Source organism: Pseudarthrobacter sp. KH_020_B (assembly GCF_057840185.1).
Genome location: NZ_CM174506.1, coordinates 1,363,404 through 1,380,478, shown reverse-complemented (window position 1 = coordinate 1,380,478; position 17,075 = coordinate 1,363,404). Strand labels below are relative to the sequence as shown.

At 67.5% G+C, this 17,075-nt stretch carries 13 protein-coding genes and 1 pseudogene; 6 read left to right on the top strand and 8 right to left on the bottom strand.

The features are described from left to right. Positions 1 to 12: 12 nt before the first annotated feature. Positions 13 to 1,416, top strand: a complete 1,404-nt coding sequence (locus tag AC3IT0_RS06560) for a DUF58 domain-containing protein (protein ID WP_489322948.1) — start codon at positions 13 to 15, stop codon at positions 1,414 to 1,416. Continuing rightward, positions 1,413 to 3,899, top strand: a complete 2,487-nt coding sequence (locus tag AC3IT0_RS06555; RefSeq protein ID WP_489322947.1) for a transglutaminase TgpA family protein — start codon at positions 1,413 to 1,415, stop codon at positions 3,897 to 3,899. The genes AC3IT0_RS06560 and AC3IT0_RS06555 overlap by 4 nt, the downstream gene beginning before the upstream one ends. 79 nt (positions 3,900 to 3,978) lie before the next feature. On the opposite strand, the gene AC3IT0_RS06550 is transcribed toward AC3IT0_RS06555, so the two are convergent. After that, entirely contained in the window at positions 3,979 to 5,478 is a 1,500-nt protein-coding gene (locus AC3IT0_RS06550) for an NAD-dependent succinate-semialdehyde dehydrogenase (protein ID WP_489322946.1), read from the bottom strand. 173 nt (positions 5,479 to 5,651) lie between these two features. Then, positions 5,652 to 6,611, bottom strand: a complete 960-nt coding sequence (gene rsmI / locus AC3IT0_RS06545; protein WP_489322945.1) for a 16S rRNA (cytidine(1402)-2'-O)-methyltransferase — start codon at positions 6,609 to 6,611, stop codon at positions 5,652 to 5,654. Between the two features lie 69 nt (positions 6,612 to 6,680). Between rsmI and AC3IT0_RS06540 the strand changes: the two genes are divergently transcribed. Both AC3IT0_RS06540 and AC3IT0_RS06535 read left to right on the top strand, forming a co-directional pair. Further along, positions 6,681 to 8,339 (top strand): dolichyl-phosphate-mannose--protein mannosyltransferase, encoded by a 1,659-nt coding sequence (locus AC3IT0_RS06540; RefSeq protein WP_489323732.1) that lies wholly within the window; start codon positions 6,681 to 6,683, stop codon positions 8,337 to 8,339. A gap of 65 nt (positions 8,340 to 8,404) precedes the next feature. Continuing rightward, positions 8,405 to 9,826: pseudogene (locus AC3IT0_RS06535) on the top strand (AMP-dependent synthetase/ligase); the annotation flags it as partial. Between the two features lie 56 nt (positions 9,827 to 9,882). Here the strand turns inward: AC3IT0_RS06535 and AC3IT0_RS06530 are convergent. Both AC3IT0_RS06530 and AC3IT0_RS06525 read right to left on the bottom strand, forming a co-directional pair. Beyond that, positions 9,883 to 10,986: a TIGR01906 family membrane protein gene (locus AC3IT0_RS06530; protein ID WP_489322944.1), complete on the bottom strand. Its 1,104-nt coding sequence runs from the start codon at positions 10,984 to 10,986 to the stop codon at positions 9,883 to 9,885. A gap of 123 nt (positions 10,987 to 11,109) precedes the next feature. Continuing rightward, on the bottom strand, positions 11,110 to 12,102 hold the full coding sequence (locus AC3IT0_RS06525; protein ID WP_489322943.1) for a stage II sporulation protein M: 993 nt from the start codon (positions 12,100 to 12,102) through the stop codon (positions 11,110 to 11,112). 68 nt (positions 12,103 to 12,170) lie between these two features. On the opposite strand from AC3IT0_RS06525, the gene AC3IT0_RS06520 reads away from it, so the two are divergent. Then, a complete protein-coding gene (locus tag AC3IT0_RS06520; protein WP_489322942.1) occupies positions 12,171 to 12,971 on the top strand; it encodes an RDD family protein in 801 nt (266 codons plus the stop codon). On the opposite strand, the gene AC3IT0_RS06515 is transcribed toward AC3IT0_RS06520, so the two are convergent. The 4 genes from AC3IT0_RS06515 to AC3IT0_RS06500 all read right to left on the bottom strand — a co-directional run bounded on the left by AC3IT0_RS06515 (position 12,968) and on the right by AC3IT0_RS06500 (position 16,437). Further along, positions 12,968 to 14,206: a L,D-transpeptidase gene (locus AC3IT0_RS06515; RefSeq protein WP_489322941.1), complete on the bottom strand. Its 1,239-nt coding sequence runs from the start codon at positions 14,204 to 14,206 to the stop codon at positions 12,968 to 12,970. The genes AC3IT0_RS06520 and AC3IT0_RS06515 overlap by 4 nt on opposite strands. A gap of 63 nt (positions 14,207 to 14,269) precedes the next feature. Further along, on the bottom strand, positions 14,270 to 15,748 hold the full coding sequence (ahcY, locus tag AC3IT0_RS06510; RefSeq protein ID WP_489322940.1) for an adenosylhomocysteinase: 1,479 nt from the start codon (positions 15,746 to 15,748) through the stop codon (positions 14,270 to 14,272). Further along, positions 15,745 to 15,969, bottom strand: coding sequence for a Trm112 family protein (locus AC3IT0_RS06505; RefSeq protein ID WP_489322939.1), 225 nt, complete (start codon positions 15,967 to 15,969; stop codon positions 15,745 to 15,747). Before AC3IT0_RS06505 ends, ahcY begins: the two co-directional genes overlap by 4 nt. 78 nt (positions 15,970 to 16,047) lie before the next feature. Next, positions 16,048 to 16,437: a DUF3499 domain-containing protein gene (locus AC3IT0_RS06500; RefSeq protein WP_489322938.1), complete on the bottom strand. Its 390-nt coding sequence runs from the start codon at positions 16,435 to 16,437 to the stop codon at positions 16,048 to 16,050. 121 nt (positions 16,438 to 16,558) lie between these two features. On the opposite strand from AC3IT0_RS06500, the gene AC3IT0_RS06495 reads away from it, so the two are divergent. Beyond that, complete coding sequence (locus AC3IT0_RS06495) at positions 16,559 to 17,074, top strand: metallopeptidase family protein (RefSeq protein WP_489322937.1); 516 nt, start codon at positions 16,559 to 16,561, stop codon at positions 17,072 to 17,074. Position 17,075: the final 1 nt, after the last annotated feature.

The following is a 17,075-nucleotide window of genomic DNA, read 5'->3' as shown; positions in this document are numbered from 1 at the left end:
CAGGGCTGTCACATGGCGCTGCGTGACCGACTGCCCCGGCACCTGTTCAGCCAACGTGGCTGGGGGCTCCTGGCCGCCGGCGCCGTCTGCCTGTTATCTGCGCAGATCATGGGGCGGCGGGACCTGCTGAGCCTGAGTGTCCTGCTCATCGTTCTTCCCCTGGTTTCGCTCGCCGGGATCAGGCTCCTCAAGCCCCGGTTCCAGGTTTACCGCGAGTTCAACCCGTCCCCGGTGGAGACCTCCGCCGCCACCACAGTGCGGCTCGCCGTGGCGCGGACCGGTTACGGTGGCGGCCGGGCGATCATGGAGGAACGGCTGCCGCCACGGTTCGGCGAGTCCCCCGCCTTCCATTTCCCCGCCCGCTCAGCAAAGGGCGGGACCAGCAGGTACGAATACCATTTGCGCACCACCAAACGCGGACAGTACCTGATCGGCCCGGTAACTGCCGAGTTCACCGATCCGTTCGGGTTGTCCCTGCACCGGCGGTCAATTGACGACGGCGACACGCTCACCGTGACGCCCGCCGCCGTCGAGCTTCCCGTGACGGGCCTCGCGGGAGCCCGCGGCAACGACGGCATCACAGCAACCCGCACCCGCGCCAACCCCAGCGACGATGACGTCATGACCCGCGAATACCGCCCGGGCGATCCCATGCGCCGGGTGCATTGGGCGGCCACCGCCCACCACGGCGCCCTGATGGTGCGCCAGGAGGAATCCGTCACGACGCCGGAGGCCACCATCATCTTGGACCAACGGTTCGCGGCGTTTTCCGGGGGGCACGGCTCCGGTTTCGGGGGAAGTGCGGCGCTGGACGGCCACGAGATGATCACCAGCGGCACGTTCGAGTGGGCTGTGGTGGCCGCAATCTCCATCTGCACGCACCTTTCGGAGCGGAACTACGCCCTCCGCCTCCTGGACCCCCGCGGCGAACCCGCGTTCCTCCGCTCCCCGTCCGCACCGGAACCGGAGGCGGAAGAGTTCAGCGGAGTGTCCGGGCTCCAATCGATCGCCGAAAGCCTCGCTGCCATCCAGCTGTCCGGTCCGCACCACGCCGCCCGGGACCACGGTGGCCAGGATACCGGACCGGCTGTCTTCGATGATCACCTGATGGACAAGCTCTCGGCCCACCGGATGCGGGGGCCCCTTATTGCGGTGCTCGGCAGGATCTCTCCGAGCGAGGCCAGGGCCCTCGCGCCGGCGGCGGGTTACGGCGCGAATGCCTTCGCCATCATCGTTTCCGAGAGGCCGGCGGATTCCGAGGACTCGTTGGAGGCCCTCCGCCGGGGCGGCTGGCGGGCAGTGGCGGTGCCAGCCTCGGTTCCGGTCCCTGACGCCTGGACCCACTTCGACCAGGGTGGTAGTGCGCCGGCCACGGCAGCGGCAGATGTACGCCGCGGAGCGGGGGTGGGTCGGTGACGCTGGCACCGGAACGCAACGCGTCACGCGGGCAGGCCGCCACAGGTACCCCGGGGCGGGTCCCGGTACGGGCCCGGGTCGGGGCGTACCCCTGGGCCATGGCCGGTGCCGTCGCCCTGTCCGTGGCCGGCGCCGCGATTTCCCTTAACGGTGTCCTGCGCGGTTGGGCCTGGTACTTGCCCATCTTGACCACGGTGGTGGTGGTCTGCCTGTCCATCGCCACGCTCCGCGCGCTGCGGGCCCAGCCGCTCCTGGTGGCGGCCGGCGGCTTCGCGGCGCTGATCGCGATTCTCACCCTGACGTTCTTCCGGAGCACGGGCATTGCCGGTTTCATCCCGTCGGGCGCAACCCTGGCCGAAGTGGACAGGTTCGTCCGTCGGGCCAGCGAGACCGTCCTCGCGGAAACTGCCCCGGTGGCTCCCAACGCCGGAATCGTTATGGTCAGCTGCGCAGCCCTTGGCCTGACAGTCATCCTCATCGATGCGCTGGCCGTGCCGCTTGGCATGCCGGCAACCACCGGGCTGGGCCTGCTGGCCATTCTGGTGGTCCCGGCCACCGTGAAGCCCCAGAGCGTGGGGGTTTGGGGCTTCACGGCCACGGTGGCCGGGTACCTGCTGATTCTCGCCTGCAGCCAGTGGTTTGCTCCGGATGCCCGCACATCAGCCGACAGCGGCAGGAATCCCGGCCAGCTGCGGCGTGCCGTGCTGACCGGAACCGTGGCGCTGGTGGCCACCCTGGCCGTGCCGGCGGCCATCCCCGGTTTCGACCACGGCACGTTTCCGCAGGGCTCCCGGCTGAACCCCTGGGGCGCCGGCACCGGCTTGAACCCCATGATTACGTTGGGAAACAGCCTGCGGGCACCGGCCGGAAGCGGTCGGATCACGTATGCCACCAACGCGGCCGGGCCGCTGTATCTGCGGTCCGTCACTGTTGACAATTTCGACGGCGAATCCTGGGGGCCTGACGACCGCGACGGAGAGCGCCGCCCCGTGGCCGGACAGCTTGAGCCGGGCTACGAAATCGTCGCCGAGGAGCAGCTCCGCCAGGTGACCGCCGTGGATACGGGCAACTTCACCAGCCCGTACCTGCCGCTGCCGTACGCGCCGGAATCAATCCGCGGGCTCAACGGCGCCTGGACCTGGGACCCGGCCACCCTGGCCGTCAAGGGATCCAACACCAACACCCGGGCACAGCAATACATTGTGGTGTCCTCGGCGCCAAAGCTCACGGCCACCCTCCTTCAACAGTCGTCGCAGGCCGTGCAGGGAATCCCTGCTGACTTCACCAGGGTTCCCGGCAACGTCCCGGACATCGTCCGCAGCACGGCTGACACGGTGACGTCCTCCAGCGACACACCCTTCGCCAAGGCCATGGCCATCCAGAGGTACCTTCGCTCAGGGGAGTTCACCTACTCGCTCCAGTCACCTGTCCAGGGCGGCTACGACGGTAACGGGCTCTCGGTGCTGGCCGATTTCCTGACCCAGAAGAGCGGATACTGCATCCATTACTCGTCCGCCATGGCCGTGATGGCCCGGCTCGAAGGTATCCCCAGCCGCATCGCGGTTGGCTACGCGCCGGGCCGAACCACCGGTTCCACGGTGTCAGTCGCCGGGCAAGGTGCGCTGCCGGAGCATGAGGTGGACGCCCGCGATGCCCACGCCTGGCCCGAGCTCTACTTCCAGGGGTTGGGGTGGGTGCCCTTCGAACCCACGCCGTCGCGTGGTGTTATACCCTCGTACGCCACGGAAACCAGCACACCGGGCATCCCCGGTTCGCTGGAAAACAACGAAGACCTCCTGCCCGGCGCAACCGCCCCGGCCCCCACGCCAAGCACCACGGGCGTTCCCCTTCCCGGTGCAGGCGGGGGTGCAGGGGAGCTCGGGCAGCTGCTCCTGCCATGGCTGCTGGGGACGGCGGCCGCGCTGGGCCTGGTCCTCCTGGCAGCCTCGCCGCGGCTGGTAAGGATGGGGCGGCGTGCCAGGCGGCTCCGCACCGAGGACCGGGCGCGGGAGGACGTGATTCCGCTGGCGTGGGCCGAAATCCGTGACCTGGGAACCGACTACGGTCTGCCCCCGGAATCCAGCGAAACAGCCCGGACGTATTCCGTACGGCTCCGCCATTCATCGCTGCTCGGCGAAAGCGGTGGCATGGACGACGCCGCGCACCAGGCCATCCGCACCCTTACCTCCGACTTCGAACGCCGGCACTACGGCCCGCCTGTCCACGACACAGCCGGCCGCGGCAGGACCGGGGCGATTGCTCCACGCATCGCAGCGGTGCAGCAGTCCCTGCGTGCCAACGCCTCGCTCCCCCGGCGCCTCCGTGCCGACTGGCTCCCGCCGTCGGTTCTGGGCCGGTGGGCTTGGCTCCTGGCTGCCCCCTTCAAGAGGCTCAACAGGCTGGCACGCCGGACGGCACAAGCCGCCGCACGCTCCTGGTCGAGGGCGCGCGGCGGCTTGTTCCGGCCGCGGGGCAGCCAATAGCGGCTGGCCGCAGAGGCTACCTCCGGGCGGGGGAACCGGCTGACCGGAGGATAATCCTGTCAGCCGGAGGACGTTCCGTTCAGCCGGCGTAGGGGTCCGCGATGCCGATGTACTGGGTGTAGAGGTACTCCTCGATGCCTTCGAGGCCGCCCTCACGTCCCAGCCCGGACTGCTTGACACCGCCGAACGGTGCGGCGGCGTTGGAGATGACACCGGCGTTCAGGCCGAGCATGCCGGTCTCGAGCCGTTCGCCCATCCGGATGCCGCGGTTCAGGTCGCGCGTGAAGACGTACGCCACCAGACCGAACTCGGTGTTGTTGGCCAGGCGGACCGCTTCGTCCTCGGTGCCGAAGGTGATGATCGGTGCGACGGGACCGAAGATTTCCTCGGACAGGATCCGGGTGCCTTCGGTGACGCCGGTGAGGATGGTGGGCGGGTAGAAGTAGCCCGGGCCCTCGGCCGGGGCGCCGCCCAGGACAGCCCGGGCCCCGGAGGCCACGGCGTCGGACACCAGTTCGTGGACCTTGTCCCGGCTCTTGGCATCGATCAGCGGACCCACCTTGGACTCCGGCTCCGTGCCCCGGGCCGTGGTCATCACCCCCATTTTCGCGGCGAACTTTTCGGCGAATTCGTCGGCAACGGACTCGTGGACGATGAAACGGTTCGCCGCGGTGCAGGCCTCGCCCATGTTCCGCAGCTTCGCCAGCATGGCACCGGCGACGGCGGCGTCCAGGTCCGCGTCCTCGAACACCACGAACGGGGCGTTGCCGCCGAGTTCCATCGAGGTCCGCAGGACGGTCTCGGACGCGTCGGCGAGCAGGCGCCGGCCCACCTCGGTGGAGCCCGTGAACGAGAGTTTGCGCAGGCGCTGGTCCTTGATCAGGGGGCCGGTGGTGGCGCCTGCCGTGGACGTGGGGATGACGTTCAGGACTCCGGCGGGCAGGCCGGCTTCCTGCATGACTGCGGCGAACAGCTGCGAGGTCAGCGGCGTGAGGTTGGCGGACTTCAGCACCATGGTGCAGCCGGCCGCGACAGCGGGGGCGATCTTGCGCGTGGCCATGGCCAGCGGGAAGTTCCACGGCGTGATCAGCAGGCACGGACCCACCGGCTTCTTGGTGACCAGCAGGCGGGACTTGCCATCGGGTGAGACCGAGTAGCGGCCAAACGCACGGACGGCTTCTTCGGAGAACCAGCGAAGGAACTCGGCGCCATAGGTGACCTCGCCCCGGGCCTCGGCCAGCGGCTTGCCCATTTCCATGGTCATCAGCAGCGCGAAGTCGTCGGCACGCGCCGTCACCAGCTCAAAGGCACGGCGGAGGATTTCGCCACGTTCACGGGCCGGGACCTTCGCCCACGATTCCTGCGCCGCGGCGGCCGCGTCCAAAGCAGCCTTGCCGTCCTCGGCGCCGGCGTCGGCGATGCTGAGGAGGACTTTGCCCGTGGCGGGGTCCTCGACGTCGAACGTCTTGCCTGACGCCGCCGGGCGCCATTCGCCGTCGATCAGCAATCCGGTGGGAACAGAGGCCAGCAGCGCGCTTTCGCGCTCCGCGGTAACAGCTGGCTGTGCGGTGACAGTCACGATGACTCCCTCGTCAGTAAGGTTTGGTTCAGCCTTGACGCAGGGCCTGGGCGGCCTGCCGTAGTGGCTGATTTACTGTCAGACTACTGCCGCGGCCGCCAGAGGGTCTACGCCTGGACGCACTACTGTCGCGAGATTTCGTTGTGCAGCTGCACAACTGGCGTTTCGCTCGCTCAGCGTGCCGCGAGGACCGCCGAGTACAGCTCCCGCTTGCTGACGCGGACGTCCTCAGCGACGGCGGCCACGGCTTCCTTGAGCCGGATTCCCTGGGCCACCAGCTCGTTAACGGCCGCCACATGGTCCTCGGGAGTGCCCGGCGCCTGCTCGGGGGCGCCACCCAGCACCACGGCAATCTCGCCGCGGACCTCGTTGCCCTCGGCCCACAGCAACAGTTCCCCCACAGTCCCGCGGATGACTTCCTCGTAGGTCTTGGTCAGCTCGCGGCAGACAGCGATCCGCCGCTCGGCACCAAAGCGCTCCCGCAGCGCCCGCAGCATCGATTCCAGGCGGTGCGGGGCCTCAAAAAACACCATGGTCCGGCGTTCTGCTGAAAGGTCTGCGAGCCGCGACGCCCGTTCGCCGGCTTTCCGGGGCAGGAATCCCTCAAAACAGAAGCGGTCGGTGGGCAGTCCGGACAGTGCCAGGGCGGTCAGTACCGCGGACGGGCCCGGGACGGCGGTCACGGTAAGTCCGGCTGCCACAGCGCCTTCCACCAGCCTGAACCCCGGGTCCGAGACCGAAGGCATGCCGGCGTCTGTGACCATAACCATGGTTTTGCCGGACCGGACATGCTCCAGCAGTTCTGCGGTCTTGGTGGCCTCATTGTGCTCGTGGTAGCTGATGACCCGCCCGGCCACGGTGACTCCGAGGCTCTGGACGAGGCGGTGCAGGCGCCTGGTGTCTTCGGCTGCCACGATGTCAGCCGTCCCCAGGAGTTCGATCAGGCGGGCCGACGCGTCGCCGGTATTGCCGATGGGCGTTGCCGCCAGCACAATCCGGCCGGGCCCCGCGGCAACCGGTGCCGCTGCAGCCGGGTCCGGTGTCACCTGCGACTGCGTCGCTGGTTCCTCCCCGGCGGCAACGGCAGGGTCTGCAGGGCGGGAATCGGCGAAGGTGCTGGGGTTAGGGTCCACTCCCCCAGCGTACTGCTGGCAGGCGGCCCAAGCTGCAAAAGGTAGCATGGGCTCGTGACGCAGACCTCCATGCGGCCTGCGGAGGCCGGCCAAACCAATTTGCCGGCACGAGGCACCTGGATCGCCCGTCCGGCGGAGGCCTTCTCTGCAGCAGCCCTCCGCGAGCGCCTGATCGGCAGCACCCGCAGCTGGCGGGACTACCCGCCGTCGCTGCGTCTCTGGTTCTGGCTGGTGCCTGCCCTGACCACAGGGCTGGGCGGCGTCCTCCGTTTTGTCCGGCTGGATACGCCGCACAGCCTGGTCTTCGATGAAACCTATTACGTCAAGGACGCATACTCCTACGTGGTCAGCGGCTACGAACGGGCCTGGCCGGACAAGGCCAACGACTCCTTCAACGCAGGCAACCCGGCCATCCTCCTGGACACTCCCGAGTACGTGGTCCATCCGCCCGTGGGCAAGTGGATGATCGCCGGCGGCATGTGGCTGTTCGGCTCCGATAATCCCTTCGGCTGGCGGTTCGCGGCCGCACTGGCCGGAACCCTGTCCATCCTTCTGCTCACGCTCATTGCACTGAGACTGTTCCGCTCACTGCCGCTGGCTGCCGCCGCGGGCCTGCTGCTCGCCGTCGACGGCCACCACCTGGTGATGTCGCGGACATCACTCCTGGACATCTTCCTGATGTTCTGGCTCCTGGCGGCCTTCGGAACCTTGCTGCTGGACCGCGATGACGGACGACGACGGCTGGCCGCACGGCTCGGTCGGCTCGCGGCCGTGTCCCGCAAGGGCCGGCCCGCAGCCAGCCAACTGCTGGCGGGACCGTGGCTGGGGATCCGCTGGTGGCGTCTCGCCGGGGGCGTATGCATGGGACTCGCCATAGGCACCAAATGGTCGGGTCTCTTTTTCCTCGCCGCCTTCGGCGTGCTGACGGTCCTGTGGGACCTCAATGCACGGCGCGTCGCGGGTGTCCGCGGTTGGGTCAGCGGCGGAATCATCAAGGACGGGCTGCTGGCCTTTGCCAGCATGGTCCCGGTTGCAGTGGTGGTCTACACCGCCACCTGGACGGGCTGGTTCCGTTCCGAGGGCGCCTACTTCCGCCAGTGGGCCCAGAGCAATCCCTCAGCGGGGTGGGGCTGGCTGCCGGACTCCCTGCGTTCGCTGGCGCACTACCATCTGGAGGCCTACAAGTTCCACCAGGGTCTGGGCTCCGAACACCCGTACGAGGCAAGCGCCTGGAGCTGGCTGGTGATGGGCCGGCCGACGTCGTTCTTCTACCAGAAACCGGAGCAGGGCGTCCCGGGATGCGACGTTCCCAACTGCGCCTCAGCCATTCTCTCCGTGGGCAACCCCATGATCTGGTGGGGAGCGGCCATTTCGCTGGTGGTCCTGCTGTTCTGGTGGGCCGGGCGCCGGGACTGGCGCGCAGGGGCGATCCTTGCGGGCGTAGGAGCCGGCTATCTGCCGTGGTTCCTGTACCCGGAACGGACCATGTTTTTCTTTTACGCCGTCTCCTTTGAGCCCTTCCTGGTGCTCGCGCTGGTGTATTGCCTGGGCCTTGTCCTGGGCCGGGACACCGACCCGCTCTGGCGCCGGCGGTCCGGTGTCTACCTGGTGGCATTGTTCGTCGCCGGGGCAGTCCTGTTGTCCGCATTTTTCTACCCGGTGTGGACGGCGGAGACCATCCCCTACCAGGACTGGCGCTACCGGATGTGGATGCCGTCCTGGATCTAAGGCAGGATGGATCAGACCCTGACCAGCCGCGAACTGCGTTGAGGCAGCGGAACGGAGACGCCCCCGTGCGAGAAGCAAGCACAAAACTCCTGGTGGAGCTGGAGCCCGGCAGCAATGTCACCGATCTCCTGCTCCAGAGGGAGGACACCAACCCGGCCCGCGCCCTCTACGCGCGCAAAGGCCCCAACGGCTGGACCGACGTTCCGGCGCAAAAATTCCTGCACCACGTCCGCGCCCTCGCCAAAGGACTGATCGCCGGCGGCCTGGAGCCAGGCGACGCCGTGGCCGTTATGTCCGCCACGCGTTATGAGTGGGCGCTGGTGGACTTCGCCATCTGGTTCGCCGGGGGCGTGACCGTGGCCATCAACGAGACCTCGTCCCCCGGCCAGGTGGAGTGGATCCTGCACGACGCCGGAGCGCGGCGGGTGTTCGCCGAGGACCGCGGCAAGGTGGCGACGATTTCAAGCATCCTGGAGACCTCCGCCCTGTTCAAGGACCGTCTGGTCACCGTGGTGCGGATGGATGACGACGGCGAGGCCCCGGACCTCGCCAGCCTCGCGGCTGCCGGAAGGGGCGTCACGGACGCCGAGCTGGAACGCCACCGCTCCGCCGCGGGCCTGGACGACGTCGCGTCCCTGGTCTATCCCCCCGGCACCACCGGACGTCCCAAAGGCTGCGTGATCACCCACGGCAACTTTGCGCTCGCGGCCGTCAACGCCGTCGCTTTTCTCCCGGAGATCCTCAAGGCACCGGATGCGCGCACCGTGATGTTCCTGCCGCTGGCCAATGTGCTCGCCCGCGCCGCCCAGGTGGCGTGCCTCCATGCCGGCGTCACCGTAGGCCACGTCACCGATCCTGCGGAACTGCCGGCGGATCTGGGCAGGTTCAAACCCACGTTCCTCCTGGCAGTGCCCCGGACGCTCGAGAAGGTCAGGGCGGACGCCGTGCACCAGGCTGCCGGGTCCGGGAAAGCCTGGATTTTCGGGGCTGCGTCAGCCGCCGCCATCCGTTTCTCCACGGCACAGGACACCGTGGCACGCGGCGGGGGCATTGGACCCGGGCTGGCGTTGCGGGCGAAGCATGCCGTCTTTGACCGGCTGGTGTATCCGAAGCTCCGCAGGCTCCTGGGCGGCCGGGTCCGCTACGCGGTATCGGCGCCCGGCCCCCTGGCAGCTGAGGACGCGCACTTCTTCCGCGGCGCCGGGATCCCGGTCCTTGAGGGCTACGGGCTGAGCGGGACCACGGCGCCCTGTACATCCAACACGCCCGACCGGACCAGGGTGGGCAGCGTGGGCGTCCCCCTGCCGGGCACCACCATCCGCGTGGCCGAGGACGGCGAGGTGCTGGTCAAGGGGATCGGTGTGTTTAAGGGTTACCACGCCAATGACGCGGCCACCGCCGAGGCCTTTGTGGATGGATTCTTCCGCACCGGGGACCTCGGCGAGCTGGACCCGGAGGGCTTCCTGACCATCACCGGCCGCAAGAAGCAGCCCGCCCAAGTAAACGGCTAAACACCGGCAGCTGCTCGTGGCTACGCCTCAGGTTAAGGCTGGACCTCAGCCGCGCTCGGCTCATCCGTGGCCAGGCCGCGACGGCGGCGGGTGGGCCAGGTGAGGACGAGCGTCACCAGGGATACCAGGAGGACCAGCCCGGCGATGACAATGCCGGCATCGATCCAGAACTGGCCCGGGAACAGCCTGATCAGGGTGTCTTCCAGGGCGAACGTCCAGGAACCGCTGGCGAAGAAGAGCCGGTGGAATTCGGTGAAGAACTGCTGCCAGCCGAGCACGGCCAGTGCCCCAAGGCCCAGGATGATCGCGAGCGCAACGATGGATCCGGCGAACAGTCCGCGGCGCACTCCGCCGGTGCTGCGGCGGCGCAGGTACACGATGGCCACAATGCTGAGGACGATCAGGAGTGCTCCCCCGCCAAACGCGGAGAGGATGACAACTTTCACGTCGGCCATGTGGCTGACTTCGCCGTCCTTGAAAAGGTCCGCGCCGCTGCGGTTGACCAGGTCACCCAGGTACCGCGGGCCCGCCCAGTTGCTGAGGTAGTCAACCGCGTAGGAGCCGTACGTCATCCGGTCGTCAGTGCTGAAGCCGTACCCGTCGCCGGGGAACCCGGGCCGGTTGTACTCGGCCCACAGAAACAGGGGGCTGGTGACCGCGCGGACGGCAAGAACCAGCAGGATCACGGGGTAGAAAAGGGCCAGCAGGACTTGCCAGATGCGCGGGGCCACGGGCTTGGCATTGGCCGCACTTTCGCGCTCCGCGTTGCGGCGCTCCACTTCCTCCTGCGGCGGACGGACCTGCAGCGCGGACGTGGGCAGCGGCTCGCTGAAGTGGGCACCGTTTCGGGCGGCGCCCTGGGCTGACGATTCCTTGCGGAGTGACTCGTCCACGGAAGGTACCGCGGCGGGAGGTTCGACGGCGGCCTCCGCGGCTTTGCGTCCGGCGCGGCTTTCGGGCTGGGTGACGCCCCCCTGCCCGGAACCGGAGCCAACGGCCGGGGACGCCTCGGGAGTGCTGGTGCCGGAGCCATTCATCCAGGCAAAGGCCGGCTCGTCCGAGTCCGACGAAGTATCCAGGTCCGGATCCGGCTGCGGCTCCGTGCGTTTGGCAGGGGTCGGCGAATTGTCGTTCACAGCAGCGTCACTTCCGTTGGGGTCCGCGCCGCCGGCTCTGATCCGGGCAGCGCCGTGTATCTGATATCGAGCCTACCGCCCGCTCCTCCACGACGGCGAGGAGCCACCCCGGCGCTTCCGGATTCATGCGGCGATTTCGCTGTATCCAGCGTCGCCGGCCACCAGGTCGCCGCGTTCACCGGCTTCGTAGGCCCGCCGTCCCCACACCAGGACGTAGACCCAGTAGGCAGCCAGCACCGCCAGGCCGATCCCGATCTTGGCCCAGACCGGCAGCGGGCTGGGCGTAACAAAGCCCTCCACCAACCCGGAAACGAACAGCACCAGCACCAGCCCCAGGGCAACTGTGATCAGGGACCTGCCTTCGTCCGCCACCGCCCGTCCCCGCGTCCGTGGTCCCGGGGACACCATGGCCCAGAAGATCCTCAAGCCCGCCGCGCAGGCAATAAAAACAGCCGTCAGCTCCATCAGGCCATGCGGCAGGATGTAGCTGTAAAACACATCCTGCTTGCCCACGGCGGCGAAAACTCCGGCGGCAACCCCGACGCCCTGGGCGTTCATGAACAGGATCATGGGCACCCAGATGCCGGTGATGCCCAGGGCCACCGCCTGCGCGCTGATCCAGGCGTTGTTGGTCCAGACGGCCCCCGCAAACGAGGCCGCAGGATTTTCCGAGTAGTAATCAATGAAGTCCTTCTCGACGTACTGCCTGACCGCAGCCTCCGAGGCAACGGACCGCAGGGCCTCCGGAGACGTCCCGATCCACAGCGCGTAGGCCGCGGCGACCAGCACAAACGCGGCGCCGCAGGCCACGGTCAGCCACCGCAGGCGGTACAGGGCCGCCGGCAGGGCAGCCACGAAGAAGCGGGCCAGGTCCGCCATCACGTTGGACCGTGCGCCCGTGAAACGGGTCCGGGCCTGGGCCAGGGTGGCGGCCAAGGACGCGGACAGGCCGCTTTCCGGGGCAATGGACCGGATGAAGGACAGGTGGGCCGACGCCGACTGGTACAGGCGCAGCAGTTCATCGGCCTCTTCGCCACTGAGGCGCCGCTTATGGGCGAGTTGGTGCAGCCTTGACCATTTGTCCCCGTTGGCGGCGGAGAAGGCATCCATATCCACGGCAACAGCCTAGCCGCCATAGACTGTGAGCGTCCGCAGGATGGGTTACAAGGGATTGGGGTATCCGCTTGAGTTCGATAATCACCGGCGAGGCCGTTGTCCTGGAACTGCGCGCCGCATCTTTCGCCGCCCGCGCCCTTGGCCTGCTGCTGGATGTCCTGTTCAACATCGTCCTGCTGGTCCTGATCCTCCTGGGTGTCTCGGCCGCCGGCCAGGACCTTGACGAGGCGGCAATGCGGGCACTGACGCTGGTGAGCGTGGTGTTCTGCTTCGTTATTTTCCCTGTAGCGGTCGAGACCCTCACCCGGGGGCTCTCCCTCGGAAAATTGGCTACCGGCCTGCGGGTGGTCAGGGACGACGGCGGCGCCATCCGGTTCCGCCACGCACTGATCCGGGGGCTGACGGGATTCCTGGAAATCTACCTGACCCTGGGCGGCCTCGCCATCGGCGTCGCCCTTTTCAACAGCCGCTCCAAGCGGCTGGGTGACATCCTTGCCGGCACCTACGCGCTGCGCCGGCGCGTGCCGGTGGAGGCGCCGGTCCGCGTCTTTGTTCCGCCACAGCTTCAGGCCTGGGCCACAGCCGCGGACATCGGCCGGATTCCGGATGCGACCGCACGGCAGGCTGCCCAGTTCATCCGGCAGGCCGGGCGCATGTCACCCTTGTCCGCCGCCGGTATGGCCGCGTCGATCGCCACGGAACTGGCCGGGCATGTGGCCCCGCCGCCGCCCCCGGGAACCAGCCCGGACCAGTACCTGGCCGCCGTTACCGCCGAACGCCGTCACCGCGAACTGGCGCGGCTGCAGCAGGCCCGGCGCCGGAACTCGGCCACGGCAGAGCGGTTGGACCGCCTGCCGTTCAGCCCCTAGTTGTCGTACTCCGCCCAGGGGATGTTCCAGTCGCCATAGCCGTCGTCGACGGCGGCGTAGTCGCCTTCGGTGTTGATGATCTGAACCACGTCGCCGGTGGTCATGTTGTCAAAAACCCAGGCGGCGCCGTCGGGAGCGAACCCGATGCAGCCGTGCGAAACGTTGGTGTTGCCGATGAACGGGTAGGCGGACTCAAGCGCCTGGTGGATGTAGGCGCCGCTCAGGGTGAGGCGGATGGCATACTCCACGTCCACTTCGCCGTAGTAGGCCGGATCGCCGGGCTTGAGGCCGATGCTGGCCGCCCGGAAGTGGTCATAACGGTTCTTTTCCATCAGGACCGCGTAGCCACGCGCTGACGGGAAGCGCTGGTCACCCATGCTGACCGGGAGGGTTTTCACTACCTGGTCGTTGACGCTGAGCGTGAACGTGTGTGCGGCGGCGTCGGCGATAGCCACCCGCTTGTCGCCGTAATTGACGGTGACTTTCTTGTTGAAGTTGGCGATCTGGCCGTTGCCGAGGTCCACGCCGAACAGCTGCATGTCCATGGTGACGGTGGAGTTCGCGGCCCAGAAGGCTTCCGGGCGGTAGCGGACCATGGTGTCGCTGAACCAGTGGAAGGCCCCGGCCTGCCCTGCACTGGAGGTGATTTTGATGGCCTTCTCCACGGCGTCCCGGTTGACCACCGGTTCGCTGAAGATGACCTGCAGCGGCTGGCCCACGCCGACTTTCATCCCGTCCAGGGGGTAGATGGCGGCATCCGCCTCGTGTGTGCTGGAAACCGTGCTGAACGAGTTTGTGGTGCTGGTTTCGCGGCCCGCCCCGTCGGTGACCACGTACGTGTAGCTGTATTCGGTGTTGAATTTCAGCGGGTCGGTCGCAGTCCAGCTGCTGCCGTCCCCTGCGAACGTGCCGTGGACTACTTCGCCGGCGGTGCTGGTCAGCGTGACGCTCTCGATCCGGCCGTTGCCCACCTTGAGTGACACCGGCGTGGCCGGGTTCACCTGCTTTGCGGCGTTGGCCGGCGTGATGTCTACCTTGACCGGGGCCACTACGGGCGATGCGACTCCCGGTGCGGACCTTACTGCGGAGCTGGCTTCGGATTCAAGGCCACCGCGCGCAAAACCCGGCGCGACGGCGGCGAAAACGCCGCCCGTTGCGGCAAGGACACACACGGCTGCCACCAAGAGAATCTTCTTGGCGGTCCCCTGCCGGCGCGGCTTAACAACAGGTTCCATAGTCCGATCTTAATGCTTGGACGTAACAACCCCGGGCGCGGTCTGCACCCGGGGCGTCACGCGTCAGTAACGATAGTGCTCGGGCTTGTACGGTCCGGCGATGTCCAGGTCCAGGTAGTCGGCCTGATCCTTGGAGAGTTCCGTGAGCTCCACGTCGAGGGCGTCGAGGTGCAGGCGGGCAACCTTTTCGTCCAGGATCTTGGGCAGGACATAGACCTGGTTGCTGTATTCGCGTTCGCCTTCAGGCCGGTCCCGCTTGGTCCACAGCTCGATCTGGGCGATGGTCTGGTTGGCGAACGAGTTGCTCATCACGAAGGACGGGTGGCCGGTTGCGTTGCCCAGGTTCAGCAGGCGTCCCTCGGACAGGACGATGATGGAGCGCTCTTCCGCGGTCCCGGTGCCGAGCACCCACTCGTGCACCTGGGGCTTGATCTCTACCTTCTTGATGCCGGGGATCCGTGCCAGGCCGGCCATGTCGATCTCGTTGTCGAAGTGGCCGATGTTGCCCACGATGGCTTTGTCGCGCATGCCGGCCATGTGTTCGGCCAGGATGACGTCCTTGTTGCCGGTGGTGGTGATGAAGATGTGGCCTTCGGTCAGCACCGACTCAAGCTTGGCCACCTGGTAGCCGTCCATGGCTGCCTGGAGGGCACAGATGGGGTCGATCTCGGTGACGATGACGCGTGAACCCTGGCCGCGGAATGCCTCTGCGGCTCCCTTGCCGACGTCGCCATAACCGCAGACGACGGCCACCTTGCCGCCCATCAGGACGTCGGTGGCACGGTTGATGCCGTCCGGCAGCGAGTGCCGGATGCCGTACTTGTTGTCGAACTTGCTCTTGGTGACCGAGTCGTTGACGTTGATGGCAGGGAACAGCAGCTTGCCCTGTTCGGCCAGCTGGTAGAGGCGGTGCACGCCGGTGGTGGTTTCCTCGGTGACACCACGCAGGCCGGCCCCGATCCGGGTCCACCGCTGCGGGTCTTCCTGCAGCGAGGCGCGAAGCACGTCCAGGAAGATCCGGCCTTCCTCGGACTCGTCTTCGCCTGCCGCCGGTACTGAGCCGGCAGCTTCGACCTCAACGCCCTTGTGGACCAGCATGGTGGCGTCGCCGCCGTCGTCCAGGATCATGTTCGGGCCGAGCTCCGGATTGATGTCCGATCCGGGCCAGGCCAGGATCTGCTGGGCTGTCCACCAGTATTCCTCCAGCGTCTCGCCCTTCCAGGCGAACACCGGGACACCCTGCGGGTCCTCGACTGTTCCCTTGCCCACCACGACGGCTGCGGCGGCATCGTCCTGGGTGGAGAAGATGTTGCAGGAAGCCCAGCGGACCTCGGCACCGAGGGCTGTGAGCGTTTCGATCAGGACGGCGGTCTGGACCGTCATGTGAAGGGATCCGGCGATCCGGGCGCCCTTCAGCGGCTGGGTGGGTCCGAACTCCTTGCGGAGGGACATGAGGCCCGGCATCTCGTGCTCGGCCAGCCGGATCTGGTGGCGGCCGGCTTCGGCCAGCGAGATGTCGGCTACTTTGTAGTCAAATGTCATGGGGTTCCTTTGGGGTCGTGCTGGTCCGAGCCGGCGGCGGTAGCTGCCTGGAGAAGTTCCGGCGGCAGCAGCAGCGGGATACCGTCCTCGATCGGGTAGCGCAGCTTCACGCCCGAGTCTCCTGCCGCCGTCGACACAAGCTCTTCGCCTTCCTGGACCAGGGGCGAACCGGTCACGGGACAGCGGAGGACGGACAACAGTTCAGGACTGATCTTTGGCATGATTGGTGCTCCCGACAGGGGCGCGTTTGCGCCGTTGGCTGACTGATTAGCAGGTTCCAGCCTACCGCCAGATCCGCCTCAGGAAGGTTTGCGCAGGACGCGCAGATGCCCCCGGCGGACGCCTTCGGTGCCCGCTGGGGCCTCCAGCACTGAATGCGAGGCACGCTGGCCCGGCGTGGCCTGCGGCTGGGGCCGCTGGGCCGCTGCTTCGCGGACCGCGTCGGCGAGGGCCAGGAGGTCGTCCGGTCCGGGAGGCTGCGGGCTTGTTGGCATCGCCAGGCGAAGCACTTCCCAGCCGCGGGGCACCGTCAGTGACCCGGCGTGCTGCTCGCACAAATCGTAACAATGCGGCTCGGCGTAGGTGGCCAGCGGACCCAGGACGGCGGTGGAATCGGCATAGACGTACGTCAAAGTTGCCACCGCCGATTGACGGCAGGCTGACCTTGAACATTGACGGATAGCTCCCACGACATCACAGACTACTCCGTATCCGTGCTTGTTCGGCGTATTTGGCGAAACGACCGCCGCGCCCTGGCACGCAAACCCGGGTTATGTCGCGTAATTCCGCGCCCGGGTTTACAGTCAAGGTATGCAGTCATCGAACCATGATTCAGCTTTTACGGTCCGTTTGGCTGACCCGGATGATCGCGCCGCAGAATCGCATTCGGGAACGCCTGGCCGAAGCTTTGTAATGCGCCGGCGGAACCGCCACGGCCGCGGCCTGCGCGGGGAACTGGTGTTGCCAACCCACCCCGGTTATCGGACGCGGTCCGACCGCTTTGATGACATGGTGCTGGATTCCGCGCAGCGGCTCCATGACATCTGGGGCAAAACGCTCGACGGCGTCCGGTTTGCCGTCGACGAAATACCCCCGCAGCTGGAGCAACTGGTGGCGGACGCCGCCCCGCCTCCCATGGGCGCCTACACTCCCGCCACGGCAGAGGAGGGCCCAGTGATCACCCTGTACCGCCGGGTGGTTGAGCAGGGTTGCGCCAGCCGGGAGGAACTCCAGGACCTGGTGCACGACGTCGTGGTGGAACACACCGCCGAAATGCTCGGCGTAGCGCCGGAAACCCTGGATCCGGTCTACCGCCGCCGGTACTGAC